At 73.1% G+C, this 17,770-nt stretch carries 18 protein-coding genes; 9 read left to right on the top strand and 9 right to left on the bottom strand.

What is annotated here, in order from left to right; all coding sequences use genetic code 11:
* Positions 1 to 134: 134 nt before the first annotated feature.
* Positions 135 to 4,724: an ATP-dependent helicase gene (locus tag ACWDYJ_RS28540; protein WP_451568468.1), complete on the bottom strand. Its 4,590-nt coding sequence runs from the start codon at positions 4,722 to 4,724 to the stop codon at positions 135 to 137.
* 79 nt (positions 4,725 to 4,803) lie between these two features.
* Between ACWDYJ_RS28540 and ACWDYJ_RS28535 the strand changes: the two genes are divergently transcribed.
* From ACWDYJ_RS28535 to ACWDYJ_RS28525, 3 genes are all read left to right on the top strand, one after another.
* Positions 4,804 to 5,640: an AraC family transcriptional regulator gene (locus ACWDYJ_RS28535; RefSeq protein ID WP_451568467.1), complete on the top strand. Its 837-nt coding sequence runs from the start codon at positions 4,804 to 4,806 to the stop codon at positions 5,638 to 5,640.
* Positions 5,641 to 5,737: 97 nt separating this feature from the next.
* Entirely contained in the window at positions 5,738 to 6,439 is a 702-nt protein-coding gene (locus ACWDYJ_RS28530) for an AzlC family ABC transporter permease (RefSeq protein ID WP_451568483.1), read from the top strand.
* Positions 6,436 to 6,744, top strand: coding sequence for an AzlD domain-containing protein (locus ACWDYJ_RS28525; RefSeq protein WP_451568466.1), 309 nt, complete (start codon positions 6,436 to 6,438; stop codon positions 6,742 to 6,744). Before ACWDYJ_RS28530 ends, ACWDYJ_RS28525 begins: the two co-directional genes overlap by 4 nt.
* Here ACWDYJ_RS28525 and ACWDYJ_RS28520 read toward each other — a convergent pair.
* Complete coding sequence (locus tag ACWDYJ_RS28520; protein ID WP_451568465.1) at positions 6,713 to 7,756, bottom strand: hypothetical protein; 1,044 nt, start codon at positions 7,754 to 7,756, stop codon at positions 6,713 to 6,715. The two genes, ACWDYJ_RS28525 and ACWDYJ_RS28520, sit on opposite strands and share 32 nt — an antisense overlap.
* A gap of 81 nt (positions 7,757 to 7,837) precedes the next feature.
* Here ACWDYJ_RS28520 and ACWDYJ_RS28515 point away from each other — a divergent pair, with 81 nt between their 5' ends.
* Together ACWDYJ_RS28515 and ACWDYJ_RS28510 are read left to right on the top strand one after the other, a co-directional pair.
* Positions 7,838 to 8,032, top strand: a complete 195-nt coding sequence (locus tag ACWDYJ_RS28515; protein WP_451568464.1) for a DUF3046 domain-containing protein — start codon at positions 7,838 to 7,840, stop codon at positions 8,030 to 8,032.
* A 193-nt stretch (positions 8,033 to 8,225) separates the two neighbouring features.
* Positions 8,226 to 9,326 carry an AI-2E family transporter gene (locus ACWDYJ_RS28510; protein WP_451568482.1) on the top strand — a complete coding sequence of 367 codons (1,101 nt, stop codon included), beginning with the start codon at positions 8,226 to 8,228 and terminating at the stop codon, positions 9,324 to 9,326.
* Here the strand turns inward: ACWDYJ_RS28510 and ACWDYJ_RS28505 are convergent.
* Together ACWDYJ_RS28505 and ACWDYJ_RS28500 are read right to left on the bottom strand one after the other, a co-directional pair.
* The gene (locus ACWDYJ_RS28505) at positions 9,271 to 10,035 is read right to left on the bottom strand and encodes a Clp protease N-terminal domain-containing protein (protein WP_451568463.1); all 765 of its coding nucleotides are present in this window, start codon (positions 10,033 to 10,035) and stop codon (positions 9,271 to 9,273) included. The two genes, ACWDYJ_RS28510 and ACWDYJ_RS28505, sit on opposite strands and share 56 nt — an antisense overlap.
* 127 nt (positions 10,036 to 10,162) lie before the next feature.
* Positions 10,163 to 10,588, bottom strand: coding sequence for a hypothetical protein (locus tag ACWDYJ_RS28500; RefSeq protein ID WP_451568462.1), 426 nt, complete (start codon positions 10,586 to 10,588; stop codon positions 10,163 to 10,165).
* Positions 10,589 to 10,883: 295 nt separating this feature from the next.
* On the opposite strand from ACWDYJ_RS28500, the gene ACWDYJ_RS28495 reads away from it, so the two are divergent.
* Positions 10,884 to 11,732: a S1 family peptidase gene (locus ACWDYJ_RS28495; protein WP_451568461.1), complete on the top strand. Its 849-nt coding sequence runs from the start codon at positions 10,884 to 10,886 to the stop codon at positions 11,730 to 11,732.
* Here the strand turns inward: ACWDYJ_RS28495 and ACWDYJ_RS28490 are convergent.
* A complete protein-coding gene (locus tag ACWDYJ_RS28490; protein ID WP_451568460.1) occupies positions 11,639 to 12,136 on the bottom strand; it encodes a hypothetical protein in 498 nt (165 codons plus the stop codon). The genes ACWDYJ_RS28495 and ACWDYJ_RS28490 overlap by 94 nt on opposite strands.
* A 571-nt stretch (positions 12,137 to 12,707) precedes the next feature.
* Here ACWDYJ_RS28490 and recA point away from each other — a divergent pair.
* From recA to ACWDYJ_RS28475, 3 genes are read left to right on the top strand one after another with little or no spacing between them, the layout of a single operon-like run.
* Positions 12,708 to 13,832: a recombinase RecA gene (recA, locus tag ACWDYJ_RS28485; RefSeq protein ID WP_451568459.1), complete on the top strand. Its 1,125-nt coding sequence runs from the start codon at positions 12,708 to 12,710 to the stop codon at positions 13,830 to 13,832.
* Between the two features lie 3 nt (positions 13,833 to 13,835).
* Entirely contained in the window at positions 13,836 to 14,405 is a 570-nt protein-coding gene (gene recX / locus ACWDYJ_RS28480) for a recombination regulator RecX (RefSeq protein ID WP_451568458.1), read from the top strand.
* 12 nt (positions 14,406 to 14,417) lie between these two features.
* Complete coding sequence (locus ACWDYJ_RS28475) at positions 14,418 to 14,837, top strand: hypothetical protein (RefSeq protein ID WP_451568457.1); 420 nt, start codon at positions 14,418 to 14,420, stop codon at positions 14,835 to 14,837.
* A 33-nt stretch (positions 14,838 to 14,870) separates the two neighbouring features.
* Here ACWDYJ_RS28475 and ACWDYJ_RS28470 read toward each other — a convergent pair whose 3' ends face one another.
* The 4 genes from ACWDYJ_RS28470 to ACWDYJ_RS28455 form a co-directional block, all read right to left on the bottom strand.
* Positions 14,871 to 15,260 carry a rhodanese-like domain-containing protein gene (locus ACWDYJ_RS28470; RefSeq protein WP_451568481.1) on the bottom strand — a complete coding sequence of 130 codons (390 nt, stop codon included), beginning with the start codon at positions 15,258 to 15,260 and terminating at the stop codon, positions 14,871 to 14,873.
* Positions 15,251 to 15,799: a cysteine dioxygenase gene (locus ACWDYJ_RS28465; protein ID WP_451568456.1), complete on the bottom strand. Its 549-nt coding sequence runs from the start codon at positions 15,797 to 15,799 to the stop codon at positions 15,251 to 15,253. The genes ACWDYJ_RS28470 and ACWDYJ_RS28465 overlap by 10 nt, the downstream gene beginning before the upstream one ends.
* Before the next feature lie 75 nt (positions 15,800 to 15,874).
* Positions 15,875 to 15,961 carry a putative leader peptide gene (locus tag ACWDYJ_RS28460; protein WP_311318651.1) on the bottom strand — a complete coding sequence of 29 codons (87 nt, stop codon included), beginning with the start codon at positions 15,959 to 15,961 and terminating at the stop codon, positions 15,875 to 15,877.
* A gap of 32 nt (positions 15,962 to 15,993) precedes the next feature.
* The gene (locus tag ACWDYJ_RS28455) at positions 15,994 to 17,577 is read right to left on the bottom strand and encodes an FAD-dependent monooxygenase (RefSeq protein ID WP_451568455.1); all 1,584 of its coding nucleotides are present in this window, start codon (positions 17,575 to 17,577) and stop codon (positions 15,994 to 15,996) included.
* Positions 17,578 to 17,770: the final 193 nt, after the last annotated feature.

The following is a 17,770-nucleotide window of genomic DNA, read 5'->3' as shown; positions in this document are numbered from 1 at the left end:
GCATCGCCTCTGCGATGCCTGTGATCATCTTGATAAAGCATGGATAAGAACATCTGCCAGCTCAGAGGCGGTCGACGACAGTTCCGTGACATGTCTAGGACAGGAGCGGAACAGTCGGGACCGGCCCGCAGCAGTCAGGAGCGCAGGCGCAGACCCCGCGGGGTGGCGTGGAAGCCCGCCTCTTCCAGGGCACGGCCCACGGGAGAGGTCAGGGACGGGGCGGCGTTGATCCGCTCCACCGTCAGGGCGGGGAGAGTCCCCGTGCGGGAAGCCGAGGCCAGGGCCGCCGTGGCCGCCGCGAGGCGGGGATCGTCGGTGTCCGCCCAGGCCAGCAGGGTTTTGCCGCCGCGCTCCAGGTACAGGACGAGTTCACCGTCGACCAGGACCACCAGGGAGCCCGCCTTGCGGCCCGGCTTGTGGGTGGCCTCGGCCGGGGGGTCCGGCCACGGCAGGGCGGCCCCGTACGCGTTCGCCGGGTCGGCGGCGGCCAGGACCACCGCGGCCAGCGGGGGCGGGGTCCGCTCGGCGGCCCGGAGCCGGTCCACCGCGCCGTCCATCGCGAACTGGGCCGCCCCCAGCCCCTCCACCACGTACCCCCGGCGGGCCTGGCCGCTGTCCTCGAAGGCGGCGAGGACGCGGTAGACCGCGCTGAAGCCGCCCGCGACGCCTTCCGCGGCCACCGCGCCCCGCGTGACCACGCCGTGGCGGTCCAGCAGCGTACGGGCCAGGGCGTGGGCGCGGTGGGTCGGGTCGGGGGCCGGCTCCGGGAGGAGCGACCAGCGGCCCGAGACCGTCGGCGGGCCCGTACGGGAGGCGGTCGCGCTGAGGGTGCCGTACCGGCCGCGCGGGACGGTACGCCGGGCCCGGTGCGCGGTGGCGCCCGCCGTGCGGCCGGAGCCGAGGAGGGAGCGCAGCGGGGCCAGGGTGTCGTTGGTCAGGCGGCCGGACCAGGCCAGGTCCCAGAGCGCCGTGGACAGGTCCACGTCCGAGGCCTCCGGCAGCCGCAGGCGCACCGCGTCCGCGACGTGCCGGAAGAACAGGGCGTAGCCGCCGGAGAGCGAGTCGAGGACCGCCTGGTGGAGCAGGGTGAGCTCCAGCGGATGCGGGGCGGGGAGCAGGAGGGGCACCGCGTCCGCCAGGTAGAGGCAGACCCAGCCGTCCTTGCCCGGCAGGGCCCCGGCGCCTGCCCAGACCACCTCACCGGTCGTGGTCAGCTCGTCCAGCAGGTTGGGCGAGTATCCGCTGACGCGGGACGGCAGGATGAGGCGCTCCAGGGCGGAGGCCGGGACCGGCGCTCCCTGGAGCTGCTCGACGGCGCGGGCCAGGCCGTCGATGCCGCGCAGGCCGCCGCCCAGGTGCTGCCACTGGGGCAGGAAGGTGGCCAGCGAGGCCGGCGGGACCGGTTCGAGTTCCTGGCGGAGCGCGGCGAGGGAGCGGCGGCGTAGTCTGCGCAGCACGCCCGCGTCACACCACTCCTGGCCGATGCCCGCCGGGTGGAACTCGCCCTGGACCACCCGGCCCGCCGCCGCGAGGCGGTGCAGAGCGCCCTCGGTCACCGCCGTGCCGAGACCCAGGCGGGACGCGACCGTGGTGGTGGTGAACGGGCCGTGGGTGCGGGCGTACCGGGCGAGCAGGTCGCCGAGGGGGTCCTTGACCGGTTCGGTGAACGCCTCCGGGACCCCGACCGGGAGCGCGGTGCCCAGTGCGTCGCGCAGCCGGCCCGCGTCCTCGATCGCCGCCCAGTGCTCGGCGCCGCCGATCCGGACGCCGATGGCACGCCGGGCCGCGGCCAGTTCGCGGGCCCAGGCCGGGTCCGCCCCCCGCTCGGCCAGCTCGGCCCCGGTCAGCGGGCCCAGCATGCGCAGCAGGTCCGCGACCGACTCGGCGTCCTTGGCCCGCCGGTCCTCGGTGAGCCACTGGAGCTCCCGCTCCAGTTCCTCCAGTACCTGCGCGTCGAGCAGTTCCCGCAGCTCCGCCTGGCCCAGCAGCTCGGCCAGCAGCCGGGAGTCCAGGGAGAGTGCCGCCGCCCTGCGCTCGGCGAGGGGAGAGTCGCCCTCGTAGAGGAACTGGGCGACGTACCCGAAGAGGAGGGAGCGGGCGAAGGGGGAGGGCTCGGGGGTGGTGACCTCGACCAGGCGGATGCGGCGTGCCTCGATGTCCCCCATCAGCTCGGTCAGGCCCGGCACGTCGAAGACGTCCTGGAGGCACTCGCGTACGGCTTCCAGAACGATCGGGAAGGAGCCGAACTCCGATGCCACCTGGAGGAGTTGGGAAGCACGCTGGCGCTGCTGCCACAAGGGGGTCCGCTTGCCCGGATTGCGGCGCGGCAGCAGCAGCGCGCGTGCAGCGCACTCGCGGAAGCGGGAGGCGAACAGGGCCGAGCCGCCCACCTGGTCGGTGACGATCCGGTTGATGTCACCGTGGTCGAAGGCGACATCGGCCGCCCCCAGCGGGGCCTGTTCGTCGTCGAACTCGAAGGACTGTGTGTGGGCGGGGTCATGGTCGAGGAGGTCCATGTTCAGCAGGTCGGCGTCCGGCAGGCGGAGCACGAGGCCGTCGTCGGCGTGCATCACTTGCGCGTCCATGCCGTACCGCTCGGCGAGGCGGGCGCCGAGGGCCAGCGCCCAAGGGGCGTGCACCTGGGCGCCGAAGGGGGAGTGGACGACGACCCGCCAGTCACCCAGCTCGTCGCGGAAGCGTTCGACGACGATGGTCCGGTCGTCCGGTACGTGGCCGCAGGCCTCGCGCTGCTCCGCGAGGTAGGACAGGACGTTCTGCGCGGCCCAGGCGTCCAGGCCGGCCGCCAGCAGGCGCAGCCGGGCGTCCTCGTCGGTCAGGCCGCCGAGTTCGCGGAGGAACGCGCCGACCGCGCGGCCCAGTTCCAAGGGGCGGCCCAGCTGGTCGCCCTTCCAGAACGGCAGCCGGCCCGGCACCCCGGGGGCGGGGGTGACCAGGACGCGGTCACGGGTGATGTCCTCGATCCGCCAGGAGGTGGTGCCCAGGGTGAAGACGTCCCCCACGCGGGACTCGTAGACCATCTCCTCGTCGAGCTCCCCGACCCGGCCGCCGCCCTTCTTGGGGTCCGCACCCGCGAGGAAGACGCCGAAGAGGCCGCGGTCCGGGATGGTGCCGCCGGAGGTGACCGCGAGGCGCTGGGCGCCCGGCCGGCCGGTGATCGTCCCCGCGACCCGGTCCCAGACCACGCGCGGTCTGAGCTCGGCGAACGCGTCCGACGGATAGCGGCCCGCCAGCATGTCCAGCACCGCCGTGAACGCCGACTCCGGCAGCGCGGCGAACGGCGCCGCCCGCCGGACCAGCGCGAGCAGGTCGTCCAGCTGCCAGGTGTCCATCGCGGTCATCGCGACCAGCTGCTGGGCGAGGACGTCGAGCGGATTGGACGGGACGCGCAGCGCCTCGATCGATCCGGTGCGCATCCGCTCGGTGACCACGGCGGCCTGTACGAGATCGCCCCGGTACTTGGGGAAGACCACACCGGTGGAGACCGCGCCCACCTGGTGCCCGGCCCGGCCGACGCGCTGGAGCCCGGAGGCCACCGACGGCGGTGACTCGACCTGGATGACGAGGTCCACCGCGCCCATGTCGATGCCCAGTTCGAGGCTGGAGGTGGCGACCACGGCGGGCAGCCGGCCCGCCTTCAGATCCTCCTCGACCAGCGCCCGCTGCTCCTTGGACACCGATCCGTGGTGCGCCCGGGCCAGCAGCGGCGGGGCGCCGTGCGCGGCGCCCGACTGGGCCATGATCTCGGCCGGGGGCGAACCCTCCGGCAGGGGCTCGCCCATGGCGCGCTCGTAGGCGATCTCGTTGAGCCGGTTGCACAGCCGCTCCGCGAGGCGGCGGGAGTTGGCGAACACGATCGTCGAACGGTGGGCCTGGACGAGGTCCGCGATCCGCTCCTCGACATGGGGCCAGATGGACGGCTTGTCGCCGCCCTCGCGCCCCTCGGTGGCGGGGGAGCCGCCCAACTCGCCCATGTCCTCGACCGGGACGACCACCGACAGGTCGAACTCCTTGTCCGACGGCGGCTGCACGATCTCCACCTTGCCGCGCGGCGCCAGATAGCGGGCCACCTCCTCCACCGGCCGGACCGTCGCCGACAGCCCGATCCGGCGGGCCGGGCGCGGCAGCAGCTCGTCGAGCCGCTCCAGGGACAGGGCCAGGTGCGCTCCCCGCTTGGTCCCCGCGACGGCGTGCACCTCGTCCAGGATCACCGTCTCGATCCCGGCGAGGGCGTCCCGCGCCGCCGAGGTCAGCATCAGGAAGAGGGACTCGGGGGTGGTGATCAGGATGTCCGGGGGCCTGACGGCCAGGGACCGGCGCTCGGCGGGCGGGGTGTCCCCGGAGCGGATTCCGACGCGGATCTCCGGCTCGGGCAGGCCGAGGCGGGCCGACTCCTGCCGGATCCCGGTCAGCGGGCTGCGCAGGTTGCGCTCGACGTCGACGGCCAGGGCCTTCAGCGGCGAGATGTACAGGACGCGGCAGCGCTTCTTCGGCTCGGCCGGCGGCGGGGTCGAGGCGAGCTGGTCGAGGGCGGCGAGGAAGGCGGCCAGGGTCTTGCCGGAGCCGGTCGGCGCCACGACGAGGACGTCGGAGCCCTCGCCGATCGCCCGCCAGGCACCCTCCTGTGCGGAAGTGGGCGTACGGAAGGCCCCCGTGAACCACGAGCGGGTCGCGGGGGAGAACGAGTCGAGCGCAGCGCCGGCCATGCCCCCATCGTGCACCCGGCCACTGACAACGGGCCGGAGCTGGGGAAACGTACGCGGGCGCCGGGCGCAGAATGGGGGCATGGGGACGGACGAGGGGCGCCGGGAGTGGGCACGGCACTGGCAGTACGCCGAACTGCCCGGGCTGGACCTGCTGCGCGCCCACTACGTTCGGCACACCTTCTCCCGCCACGCGCACGACGGGTACGTCATCGCGGCGGTCACCGGTGGCGTCGAGGAGATCGGCCTGCCGGGCGGCACCGTCCGCGCCGGGCCGGGCAGCGTGGTCCTGATCAACCCCGAGGTGCCGCACACCGCGCGCGCCGGTGTGCCGGAGGGCTGGGAGTACGCCACCCTCTACCCCTCCCGCGACCTGATCGCCGAGGTCGCCGCCGAGATCGGCACCCCGCACGGCACTCCCGGCTTCACCGAGGACATGGTCACCGACCCGCGGGGTTCGAAGATGATCACCGACGTGCACCGGGCCGCCGAGGCCGGGAACGCGCTGGCCGCCGACACGCTGCTGCGCGGCGTGGTGGCGCGGACGCTCAGCCGGCACGGCGGCCGGCTGCCTGCCCGTACGGTACGGCGCGCGGGCGCCGCCGACGCCGAACGGGCCCGGGCCGTGCTGGAGGGGCGGATGGCGGACCCGCCGTCGCTGGAGCGGCTCGCCGGCGACTTGGGGACCAGCCCCTTCGCCCTGCTGCGGGCCTTCCGCGAGCGCTACGGGATGCCGCCGCACACCTGGCTGACCGACGCCCGGGTCCGCCGCGCGCGCAGACTGCTCGAAGCGGGGATCCCGCCGGCGGAGGCGGCCGTCACCGTCGGCTTCACCGACCAGCCGCACCTGAACCGGCACTTCACCCGGATCGTGGGGGTGCCGCCGGGCGCGTACCGGCGGGAGCGGCGGCCGGCGTAGGGCCCCGCCCCGCCAGGCGCCCGGCGTCGGCGCGTGCAAGAACGTACAAGACCGTCCGCTGCGACCTGCGTACTTTCAAGGCGTGGGAGAACATCAGATGGTCATACGGGAAGCCCCCGAGGGGGCCTCCACCGAGCGGCCGCGCACCGCTGTCGTACGGGACGCGCTCGGGGTCGGCGTGGCCGTCGGGCTGTCCGGGTTCGCGTTCGGGGTGACGGCCGCCGGGGCCGGGGTCAGTGTGCTCCAGGCCTGTGTGCTGAGCCTGCTCGTCTTCACGGGGGCCTCGCAGTTCGCGCTGGTCGGAGCGCTGGCGGCGGGCGGGAACCCCTTCACCGCCGCCGCCGGGGCCTTCTTCCTCGGGACGCGCAACGCCTTCTACGGGCTGCGGCTGTCGCAGCTCCTCGCGCTGCCCCGCGCCGTGCGGCCGTTCGCCGCGCACTGGGTGATCGACGAGACCACCGCCGTGGCGCTGGCGCAGCCCGACCGGAAGTCGGCTCGGCTCGGGTTCACCGTCACCGGGCTCAGCCTGTACGTGCTGTGGAACCTCACCACCCTGCTGGGGGCGCTGGGCGCCGAGGCCATCGGGGACACCTCCGTGTGGGGGCTGGACGCCGCCGGCCCCGCCGTGTTCCTCGCCCTGCTCGCGCCGATGATCAAGAGCGCCACCGAGCGGGCCGTCGCCGGGATCGCGCTCGTTCTCGGACTGGGCTTCCTGCCCGTCCTGCCCTCCGGGGTGCCCGTGCTGATCGCGGCGCTGGCCGCGCCCGCCGTGCTGTGGATGAAGGGACGCCGGTCGTGAACGTCTGGATCGCCATCGGACTGACCGTCGTCGGCTGCTACGCCGTCAAGCTCGCCGGGCTGCTCGTGCCCGCCGGAGCCCTGGAGCGGCCCCTGGTCCGCAGGCTCGCCGCCCTGCTGCCGGTCGCCCTGCTCGCCGCGCTCACCGCCCAGCAGACCTTCAGCACCGGCCACGAGCTGGTGCTCGACGCCCGCGCCGCCGGGCTCGCCGCGGCCGGAGCCGCCCTGCTGCTGCGGGCGCCGTTCCTCGTCGTGGTCGGGGCGGCGGTCGTGGTCACCGCGGGAGTGAGGGCCCTGGCAGGCTGAGCCCGGCGGGTCCGGCGGGTCCGGCGGGTCCGGCCCCGGTCACGGGGCGCCCGTACGCCCGTAGGGTCAACAGCGCCTCCAGGGTGGCGATCGGCCTGCGCTCCAGCGAGCTGCCCGGCGCCCAGGCCCGGCGGCGCACCGGCCAGCCGCCGTCCGGCCGCTGCTCCGCCGCGAGGAAGTCCAGCGAGCGGCTCATCTCCTCGTCCGTGAACCAGCCCCGGGCCAGCGACTCCGGCCGCCGCGCGTAGTCGTACGGGAACAGTTGCTCGCCGGGGGCGTAGCCGGGTGAGGGCGGATACTCCTCGCGCCGCCCCGGGTCGAGCACCACGAGCCGCTGCTCGCGCACCAGCCGGCCCAGCCGGTCGGCCGCCGCCGCCGCGCGGGCCCGGTCGGGGACGCCGTCGAGGAAGCCCACCGCGCTCTGGATCTCGTACGGGTGCGAGCGGCGCAGCGTCTCGACCCGCTCCCAGCAGAAGTCCGTGGCCCGGAACAGCCACGCGTGCCAGATCCGGTTGCGGTGCAGCATCCCCACGACCGGGCCCGTGGTCAGCAGCTCGCCCGGCGGATCGTCGCGTACGGGGTGGTAGGGGGCGCCCGGACAGGGCTGCGGGGCCGCCAGGACCAGCGGGAGCGCGCCGTCCGGGGTCGAGATCCGGCTCAGGTGGCCGCAGAGCTTCTCGACGCGCTGCCCGGCGCAGCGGCCGAGGCTGTCGAGGATCCGCAGGGCGTGCGCGGTGTGCAGGGGCTGGCTCAGCGGACCGCGCACATCCGGATCGAGCGCGTGCCCGTAGCCGCCGTCGGAGCCGAGGTACGCGCCGAGTGCGGCGTCCACCGGGTCGGCGTCCCCGCCGAGGAAGTGGAACGCGAACCGCCGCTGCTCCAGCACCCGGGCCGTGAGCCAGATGAACTGTTCGGCGCGGGCCAGCGGGACCGGCGGGCCGGGCGGGGCCGACGGGGTCGGCGGGGTGGCGGCGGCCGCGGTTGCCGGTGGGGGAGCTTCGTCTCCAGGCATGCGAGAAACCGTAGGGCGCGGTGGTGCGGCCAGGGGGGACGAACCGGGCCGGTGCACTCTCCGGGGCGGGATACTGGAGGCATGCGGTTGACGATTTTCTGGGAGCGGATGGCGGAGCACTTCGGTGCGGGCTACGCCGACTCCTTCGCGCGGGACCACGTCATGACGGAGCTGGGCGGGCGGACCGTGCAGCAGGCACTGGAGGCCGGCTGGGAGGCCAAGGACGTATGGCGCGCGGTCTGTTCCGCGATGGACGTGCCCGCCTCGCAGCGCTGACGGCAGGGAGCTGTTTCGTGGTTCGGGCGGACGGTGGGACAGACTTGGCCGCGTGGCAGCCACAGATGAGACGACCGACCCGCCCGCACCCGCACCCCCGGCGGCAACGGAACCGGCCGGCCCCGGGGGTCCGCCCGGGGGTCCGCCGGGCGGCGGCGCCCCGGTGGCGGTGGGGTCGGGGGCCGATGAGCAGATGCCGCGCTGGCTGCCGCGCGCGGTGGTCCTCGTACTGGCCCTGGTCGCCTGCTTCCAGCTCGGCAGCTGGGCCTTCCACCAGCTGACCGGGCTGCTGGTCAACATCCTGATCGCGTTCTTCCTCGCGCTCGCGATCGAACCCGCCGTGGCCAGGATGGCGGCCCACGGCATGCGTCGCGGGCTCGCCACCTTCCTGATGTTCATCGGCGTCTTCGCCGCGGTCGTCGGCTTCTTCGTCCTGCTCGGCTCGATCCTCGCCGGACAGATCATCGAGATGGTCGAGGGCTTCCCGCGCTACCTCGACTCGGTGATCGACTCGATCAACAGCACCTTCCGCACCGAGCTGTCCCGGCTGGAGATCCAGGACAGCCTGCTGCGCTCCGACTGGCTGCGCAAGTACGTGCAGAACAGCGCGGCCGGGGTGCTCGACGTGTCCGCCACCGTGCTCGGCGGGCTCTTCAAGCTGCTGACGATCGGGCTGTTCTCCTTCTACTTCGCCGCCGACGGACCGCGGCTGCGGCGCGCGCTGTGCTCCGTACTGCCGCCCGCCAAGCAGTCGGAGGTGCTGCGCGCCTGGGAGATCGCCGTGGTCAAGACCGGCGGCTACCTGTACTCGCGCGGGCTGATGGCGCTGATCTCCGGCATCTCGCACTACATCTTGTTCGTGATCCTGGACGTGCCGTACGCGCCCGCGCTCGCGGTGTGGGTGGGGCTGGTCTCCCAGTTCATCCCCACCATCGGCACCTACCTGGCGGGCGCGCTGCCCATCCTGATCGCCTTCGCGGTCAATCCCTGGTACGCGCTGTACGTGCTCGGATTCGTCGTGGTCTACCAGCAGTTCGAGAACTACGTCCTCCAGCCGAAGCTGACCTCGAAGACGGTGGACATCCATCCGGCGGTGGCCTTCGGCTCGGTCATCGCCGGCACTGCCCTGCTCGGCGCGGTCGGGGCGCTCATCGCGATCCCGGCCGTCGCCACCCTGCAGGCCTTCCTCGGCGCGTACGTGAAGCGCTACGAGCTGACGCACGCGGCGGCCGGAGGCCCTACTTCTCCTCGGCGGCGCCGAATGCGGCTGCCATGGCTTCCACGGCTTCGGTGACGGTCGCCTCGGCGGCGGCCTTGTCCACGCCGAGGCCGCTGAGCAGGCCTTCGCCGTTCTCCTGCTCCAGGAGCGCGAGCAGGATGTGCTCGGTGCCCACGTAGTTGTGTCCGAGGCGCAGCGCCTCGCGGAAGGTGAGTTCCAGGGCCTTCTTCGCGGACGCGTCGAAGGGGATGAGGTCGGGGACGTCCGCCCGGGGCGCGGGCAGTACGGCGGCCACGGCGGCCCGTACGTCCTCGGCCGCGATGCTCTGGGCGCGCAGGGCGAGGGCCGCGAAGCCCTCGGGCTCGGCCAGCAGGCCCAGGACGAGGTGCTCGGTGCGGATCTCGGTGCCGCCGGCGGCGCGGGCCTCGTTCTGCGCGGTCATGACGACGTTGCGGGCGCGGTCGGTGAAGCGGCCGAAGCCCTGGCTGGGGTCGAGGGCGGAGTCGCCCTCCCGGTCGGCCTTGGGGACGAAGCGCTTCTGGGCGGCCTGGCGGGTGACGCCCATGCTGCGGCCGATGTCGGTCCAGGAGGCGCCGGAGCGGCGGGCCTGGTCGACGAAGTGGCCGATGAGGTGGTCGGCCACGTCACCGAGGTGCTCGGCCGCGACGACGGCGCCGCTGAGCTGCTCCAGGGTGTCGGGGTGGACCTTCTTGATGGCCTCGATGAGGTCGTCGAGGCGTACCGGGTTGGTCATGCGAACTGGTTCCACGGGAGGGTTCGTCATGAGTGCAACCCTAGGTTGACGCTCGACGGAGTGTCAACCTCGGGTTGTCAGCCGTGTTGCCGCGGCGCCGGTCCATGGGTGGAGGGGGTGGGGAAGGTCCCCTCCACCCGTCGGCTCACCGGTGTCGTCAGGCGGTGGGTGCGTTCTGACCGGTCAGCAGGCCGAGCAGCTGGTCCATCTCGTTGCGCCAGGTGCGGTGCACGTTCATGCGCGTCGGCTTCTCCTGTCCCGGGAGCTGCATGCGGAACGAGCTCCAGATGGCGTTGCGCTTGACCTCGGTGATGGTTCCGACGGCCTCGGCGGGCGGTATCGCGAAGACGATCTCCTGGGGCCGGTTGCTCATCCGGCTCGCCTTGTGGAGCACCACGGCCTGCTCCGTCACGGTGACGAAGTAGTAGGTGAGGAACGCCTGTCCGATGAGGCCGAACATGCTCATCAGCCACACGCTCGGGCCGGCGATGGCCTGGATCGTGACGATGGGCCGGTCGGTGGGGTTCGCCTGGGTGAGGGCGTCTGCCACCTGCTGCTGGATCGTGGCCTTCTTGATGGCCATGGGTCCTCCTGAGCGGAATTTCACGGTCCCCGTCATCGGGGGCACCGCAGGGTACCGGCCACTGAGGAGCGATTACCGGCCAGGCTCGTACTGCGGCCCATCCGCCCCGCTATGGCCATCGGTGCCCGCCTCGCGGGGTGTTGGGCGGGTTGGGGGCCGAGGCTCTCGGGGCGTGCGGATCCGGCCATTCCGTAACTGGTGGGGCACTCTTGTGGGTTGGGCCCGGTGAACTAACAATGCGCATGACAAACCGCAAGGATCTTCGGTCGCATTGTCACCAGAGGGGAACCCCCACATGAAGAAGCCTCTCGCCGGCGTCCTGCTCTCGTTACTCCTGACAGGAGTTGCGGCAGCGCCGGCCACCGCCGCGGCCTCACCGGCCACGGACACCGACACGGCCGCGCAGGCCGTCGCCGTCACGTACGCGGGCACGGTCGCGCTCAGCAACTGTTCCGGCTCCGTCGTCCGTACGCCCGGCTCCCAGCCGAACGACCCCGCGCTCGTCCTCTCCAACGGCCACTGCCTGGAAACCGGCTTCCCGGCCGCCGGCGAGGTCATCGTCAACCGGTCGTCGAGCCGTACGTTCTCGCTGCTCAACGCGGCCGGCTCCAGGGTCGCGACACTGCGCGCGAGCAAGATCGCGTACGGGACGATGACGGACACGGACGTCTCGCTCTACCAGCTGACCAAGACGTACGCCCAGATCCAGAGCCAGTACGGCATCAGCGCGCTCACCCTCAACGACGCCCGCCCGGTGCAGGGTTCGGCGATCAAGGTGGTGTCCGGGTACTGGAAGCGGACCTACAGCTGCAATGTCGACGGGTTCGCGTACCGCCTCAAGGAGGGGGCCTGGACCTGGAAGGACTCGGTCCGCTACACCTCGTCCTGCGACACCATCGGCGGCACCTCCGGCTCACCCGTGATCGACACGACGACCGGCAAGGTCGTCGCCGTCAACAACACGGGCAACGAGGACGGCCAGCGCTGCACGGACAACAACCCGTGCGAGGTCGACGAGAGCGGCAACGTGACCGTCCGCCAGGGCATCAACTACGCCCAGCAGACGTACACCCTCGTCCCCTGCATCGGCCCCGGGAACCAGATCGACCTGAACCGCGCCGGCTGCGTCCTGCCGAAGCCGTAACGCCCACGGGCCGCCGCGGACGGGGTGAGTCCTCGGCCGCGGTGCCCGCGACTTCTCGTGCTGCCGGGCCGGGACGGAGCCGGCACGGTGCCGTAGGAGGTGGCGATGACTCCCGCGCTCCGTACGACGGTGACCGGGAAGCCCCGGTCGATCGGCTCTTGGGGAGTGGCCCTGACGAAGGTGGCGGAGTCGTCTCCCGCCCTCACCTGCCGTCCTGCCTTCACGGTGAACCACCGGTCCTCGTAGGACGGTGTCGAGAGGGCCGCGAAGCCCTCGCAGTCGGCGACGGCCTGCTTGAGCTCGGCCATCTCCGCCTCGGCCTCGGGCAGGGTGTGGCTGGCGAGGGTCACCCGCCCGAGCGACGTGCGATCGCCCCGCTGCGGCTGCTTGCTTTCGATCCGCACCCTCGCCTCCGCCGTCGCCGTCGGCCGGCGGGTGGGATTCGGCCGCGTCATCGATGAACGGCCGGCAGGCCGGAGCGTGGCTCGTGGCAGTGACGTCACCACCGCTCCGGTCCCTGGCCTGCGGCGCGGCGACGTAGCCGCTCATCTCCTTGCCGCGGGGCAGCGCGCTCAGCAGTTCCGCTTCGGTCAGGGGAGCCGGGCGGATCGTGACGGGGACGGGCAGGGGGGCGGCGTCGCCGGCGACCGTCGCGGTCGCCGTGGAGGCCGTCAGGACGACGGTGATCAGCACGCGTCGTGGAGAGGTGGCGCACAGGACCTCCATCGATGGATCGGCCGACATGATCGCACCCTCCCGGGCCGCGGGCGCGACCCGCGCGTCGCCGTCGTGGCCGCTACGGCAGGCCGACCGCCACCGCCGCGGGTGGGCGGGCGTGGCTCGCTTGACAGGGAAATCGAACATCCATTCTGATGAGTTATCCACAGCCCGACCGGGTGTGGGAGCGCATTGTCAGTGGCAGGCGTTAGCGTCAATGGCGTGAAGCGATCGACTCAAGCAAATCGGGTGGAACCCATGGCAGGCACCGACCGCGAGAAGGCTCTCGACGCCGCGCTCGCACAGATTGAACGGCAATTCGGCAAGGGTGCGGTGATGCGCCTCGGCGACAAGCCGAACGAGCCCATCGACGTCATTCCCACCGGGTCGACCGCGCTGGACATCGCGCTCGGTGTCGGCGGGCTGCCCCGCGGCCGCGTGGTCGAGGTGTACGGGCCGGAGTCCTCCGGTAAGACCACCCTGACCCTGCACGCCGTGGCCAACGCGCAGAAGGCCGGCGGCACCGTCGCCTTCGTGGACGCCGAGCACGCCCTCGACCCCGAGTACGCCAAGGCCCTCGGCGTCGACACCGACAACCTCATCCTGTCCCAGCCGGACACCGGCGAGCAGGCGCTCGAGATCGTGGACATGCTGGTCCGCTCCGGCGCGCTCGACCTGATCGTCATCGACTCCGTGGCGGCGCTCGTGCCGCGCGCGGAGATCGAGGGTGAGATGGGCGACTCGCACGTGGGTCTCCAGGCCCGTCTGATGAGCCAGGCGCTGCGGAAGATCACGGGTGCGCTGAGCCAGTCCAAGACCACCGCGATCTTCATCAACCAGCTCCGCGAGAAGATCGGTGTGATGTTCGGCTCGCCGGAGACCACCACCGGTGGCCGCGCGCTGAAGTTCTACGCCTCCGTGCGCCTGGACATCCGCCGTATCGAGACCCTCAAGGACGGCACGGACGCGGTCGGCAACCGCACCCGCGTCAAGGTCGTCAAGAACAAGGTCGCGCCGCCCTTCAAGCAGGCCGAGTTCGACATCCTCTACGGTCACGGCATCAGCCGCGAGGGCGGCCTGATCGACATGGGCGTCGAGCACGGCTTCGTGCGCAAGGCCGGCGCCTGGTACACGTACGAGGGCGACCAGCTCGGCCAGGGCAAGGAGAACGCGCGAAAGTTCCTCTGCGACAACCCGGCGCTCTCCGACGAGATCGAGCGGAAGATCAAGGAGAAGCTGGGCGTGGGTGTCCGCAAGGTCGCCGCCACCGCCGAGGCCGGTGCCGACGCGGCGGGTACGCCCGCCGACGCGGCAGCCGCGGCCGTGCCCGCCCCGGCGTCGAAGGCCAAGACGACGGCCAAGGCCGCCGTGGCCAAGAGCTGACCCGTGCGGGAGCAGGAAAGGGGCGGCGGAGAGAAGCGAGGCGGCCGTGAGGGCCGTCAGGAGCTGCCGCCCCAGAGCCCCGAGGAGCAGGCGCGGGCGATCTGCCTGCGGCTGCTCACCGGGATGCCGCGCACCCGGCGGCAGCTCGCCGACGCCCTGGCCAAGCGGGGCATCCCCGACGAGGTGTCGCAGGAGGTCCTCTCCCGGTACGAGGAGGTGGGCCTGATCGACGACGCCGCCTTCGCCGGGGCCTGGGTCGAGTCCCGGCACCGCGGCCGGGGCCTGGCCCGCCGGGCGCTCGCGCAGGAGCTGCGGACCAAGGGTGTGCACACCACCCTCGTGCAGGAGGCGCTGGAACAGCTGGACTCCGAGCAGGAGGAGCAGACCGCCCGGGAGCTCGTGGAGCGCAAGCTCCGCGCGACCCGGGGCCTGGAGCGCGACAAGCGGATCCGGCGCCTCGCGGGGATGCTGGCACGCAAGGGATACCCGGAGGGCATGGCCCTGCGGGTGGTCCGTCGCGCGCTGGAGGCGGAGGGCGAGGACGCCGACGACCTGGGGTATCCCAGGAGCTGACCCCGTCCGGAGGTGCGGGAGCAACTGGCCGCAGCCGTACGGGCGTTCCCGGGCGTGGCGGTGCCGTCCGCGGCGAACGCCGACGCGGCGCCGGCGGAGCGGCAGGCGGCCGGGGCGGAGCTCAACCTGCTGGCGATGGGCCTGGTGCCGGCCTTCACCGCCGTCGCGGTGGTCGACACCCTGGCGAGGTCGACCGCCGAACGGCTCCGGAGAGTTCGCAACGCTGAGGCTGGCGGGGGCGCAGCGCGGGCAGGTGCTCCGGGTGGTCCGCACGGAGACGTTGGTGGTGGTGCCGATGGGGACGGTGCTGGGGTCCGGGATCGCGCTGGCCGTCCTGACCGCGTTCAGCGCGGGCATGCAACCGGAACGGCCGCGCCGGTGGTGCTGCCGCTGGTGTACGCGGTGGTGGTCGGCGTGGCCCGAAGCCCGTGAGGCGCCACCGGCGCCTCACGGTCCGAGGGGGCGTCACAAGGGAGCGGCAACCGGCAGGCCGGCCCTTTTCCAGGACTGGAAGCCGCCCGTCACGTCCGTCGCGCGGTGCAGGCCCAGGATGTGGAGGGAGGCCGCGGCGAGGGTGGAGGCGTAGCCCTCGTCGCAGATCACCACCACCTGGAGGTCGTGGTCCGTGGCCTGGGGGATGCGGTGGGAGCCGTGCGGGTCGAGGCGCCACTCCAGCTCGTTGCGCTCGATGACCACGGCCCCCGGGATCAGTCCGTCCCGCTCCCGCAGCGCCTGGTAGCGGATGTCGACCAGCAGGGCGCCCGCCCGCGCCGCCTCGTACGCGGCCTGCGGCCCGATCCGGGTGTAGCTCCGGCGTACCCGCTCCAGGAGTTCGTCGATGCCGATCACTGCCAGTCCGCCGGGCGCTCGACCTGCTCCAGCGTCAGGACCGGACCCGTGCGGCCGTACCGGCGGATCAGCGGCAGCGGGGGGTAGTACGCGTGCACGGAGACAGCGTGTTCGGTCCGGGATTCGTTGAGTACCTCGTGCACGTGGTGCTGCCCGAAGCCCCGGCCCGTGCCCGGCGCCAGGCTGCGGCTGCGGTCGACCCCGGAGGCCAGTTCGAGGCTTTGCCAGCCCTCCGCGGGGAGGCGTACGGCCAGGGAGTGCTCGGTGAGCCTGCCCCGCGCGGTGGCGAACGCGCCCCGCGACTCGGCGTGGTCGTGCCAGCCGGTGCCGGTGCCGGGCGGCCAGCCGATCAGCCAGGCCTCACTGCCGCCGGGGCCGTCCAGCCGGATCCACGTACGGCCTTCCGGGTCGAGCGGCAGCGAGTCCACGATCTCGGGGTCGGCCGCGGTGCGCAGTGCGAAGGAGAGGAGTTGCGCCACCGTGGGGGCGATGCGGCCAGGGGTGTGCGCGAGGGCGTGCGCAGGGGTGTGCGTACGGGCAGACATGGGGTGACCGTCCTGGGAGTTCGCGAAGGTGCGCGCGGGCCCGGAAGGGCGCGGGGCGCGCGGAGGAAGGGCGAATCAGCAGGAAGGGCGACACACGCAGCCCGCGTAGCGGAGCAGGTCCATGTGGACCCTCCGCCACAGGCGTACGTCGTTGCCGGTCATGTCGGCGAGTGAACCACGCGTACCCGTGGCGGTCAATCGATCACCGCTGTAGGGGTGGTGGTGGTGGGCGCGTCGGTCGCGGCGGGCGCGCCCGCACGGACGGCGTCCGCCGCCTCGTACAGCTCCGCCGGGCGGACTCCCGCGAAGGTGGCCGCCAGGTGCCCGTCGGGCCGTACGAGGAGCACGGTGTGCGCCGGAGCCCCCGGGTAGCCGTCCGCGACGAGGAGTTCGGCACGTACCGGCAGCGCGCTCACGGCCGCCGCGAGCCGGGGCATCAGCCCGGCGCCGAGCCAGTGCCGCCGGTCCCAGACCCCGGTGCCCGGGGCGACCAGGAGCACCAGTAGCCGACCCCGGCCCAGCAGGTCGCGCAGCGGTACGGTCGCGCCGTCGGGCGCGGTCACCGGTACGTTCGCCACCGGCCCGCCCGGTTCCGTGGCCGTCGGGACCTCGCGTACGGCCACCGGCGGGGCGTACACCGGCTCCGCGCCCAGCGGGCCGCGCCCCAGGTGGCCGTCGGTGAGCAGAGCCTCGGCGGAACGGGCCGCTCCGGGCAGCAGGGTGCGCAGCCCGCCTCCACCGCGCAGGGCGGGCATGGCCTGGTCGGCGGCGCGCAGCCGCGCGGCGACCGCTGTGCGCCGCTCGCCCTCGTAACTGTCGAGCAGGGCCTCGGAGGCACCCTGGGTCCAGGCCAGGGCCAGCTTCCATGCCAGGTTCTCGGCGTCGCGCAGCCCCTCCTCGACGCCCTGGGTGCCGAGGGCGCCCAGCAGGTGCGCCGCGTCCCCGGCCAGGAAGACCCGGCCGTCGCGCCAGCGCCGGGCGAGCCGGTGGTGCAGGGTGTGCACCCCGGTGTCGAGGAGCTCGTACGGGGGAGTCGTGCCGCCGCACCACCCCGCCAGGGTGTCCCGGATGAGGGTGACGAGCGCGTCGGGGGTCACCAGGTCACCGCGCGCGGGCAGCAGCCAGTCGAGCCGCCAGATCCCGTCGGGCAGGGGCCGGGCGGTGACCTCCTCGGGTCCCGAGGGCACGTTGCGGTGCAGCAACGCCTCGCCGGGCCAGGGAAGTTCGGCGCGCAGGGCGGCCACGGCGTGCCGTTCGACGGCGGTCCGGCCGGGGAAGCGGATGCCGAGCAGCTTGCGCACGGTGGAGCGGGCTCCGTCGCAGCCGACGAGGTGGCTTCCGCGCCACCAGGTGGTTTCGGCGCCCCGGGTGTGCGCGGTGATCCCGCGGGCGTCCTGCTCCAGGGAGTCCAGCCTGCTGTCGGTGACCAGCTGGATCAGCGGATGCGCGGCGGCGGCCTCGCGCAGTCCGCGCGTGAGGGCGTGCTGCGGCAGATGCACCGGGGCGGGGTGGTCCTCGAAGGTGACGCGCAGCGAGTCCTGGCGGCGCCTCATGGTGCGCCAGGCGGCGAACTGGGCGGCCTCGTAGCGCAGGGTCGTACAGCCCAGCCGATGCACCATGGCCGCAGTGTCGGCGTGCAGGACGACGGAGCGGGCGGGCCGGGGCTCCTCCTTGCCGGGCCCTTCGTCGAGGACGACGCAGGGCACGCCGTGGCCGGCCAGGGCGAGGGACAGGGACAGTCCGACGGGGCCCGCGCCGACGACGATCACCGGGTCCATGGCGCGGCTCCCGATGTCCGGTATGTGATCACAGAACGTATGCAACCGACTGAAGGTGCTCGCGTCAAGTGACACCCGTCGGTACAACGTCATGTGGTGCGGCGGAAGTCGACGTCCTGTTCATGCCGATCATCTTCACGCTGCTGTTCGTGTTCGTCTTCGGCGGCGCCGTCTCCGGCAAGGGCAACCAGGG

Source organism: Streptomyces sp. NPDC003042 (assembly GCF_053591315.1).
The sequence above is the reverse complement of the archived record's forward strand: the minus strand, read 5'-3'. Positions and strand labels throughout refer to the sequence as shown.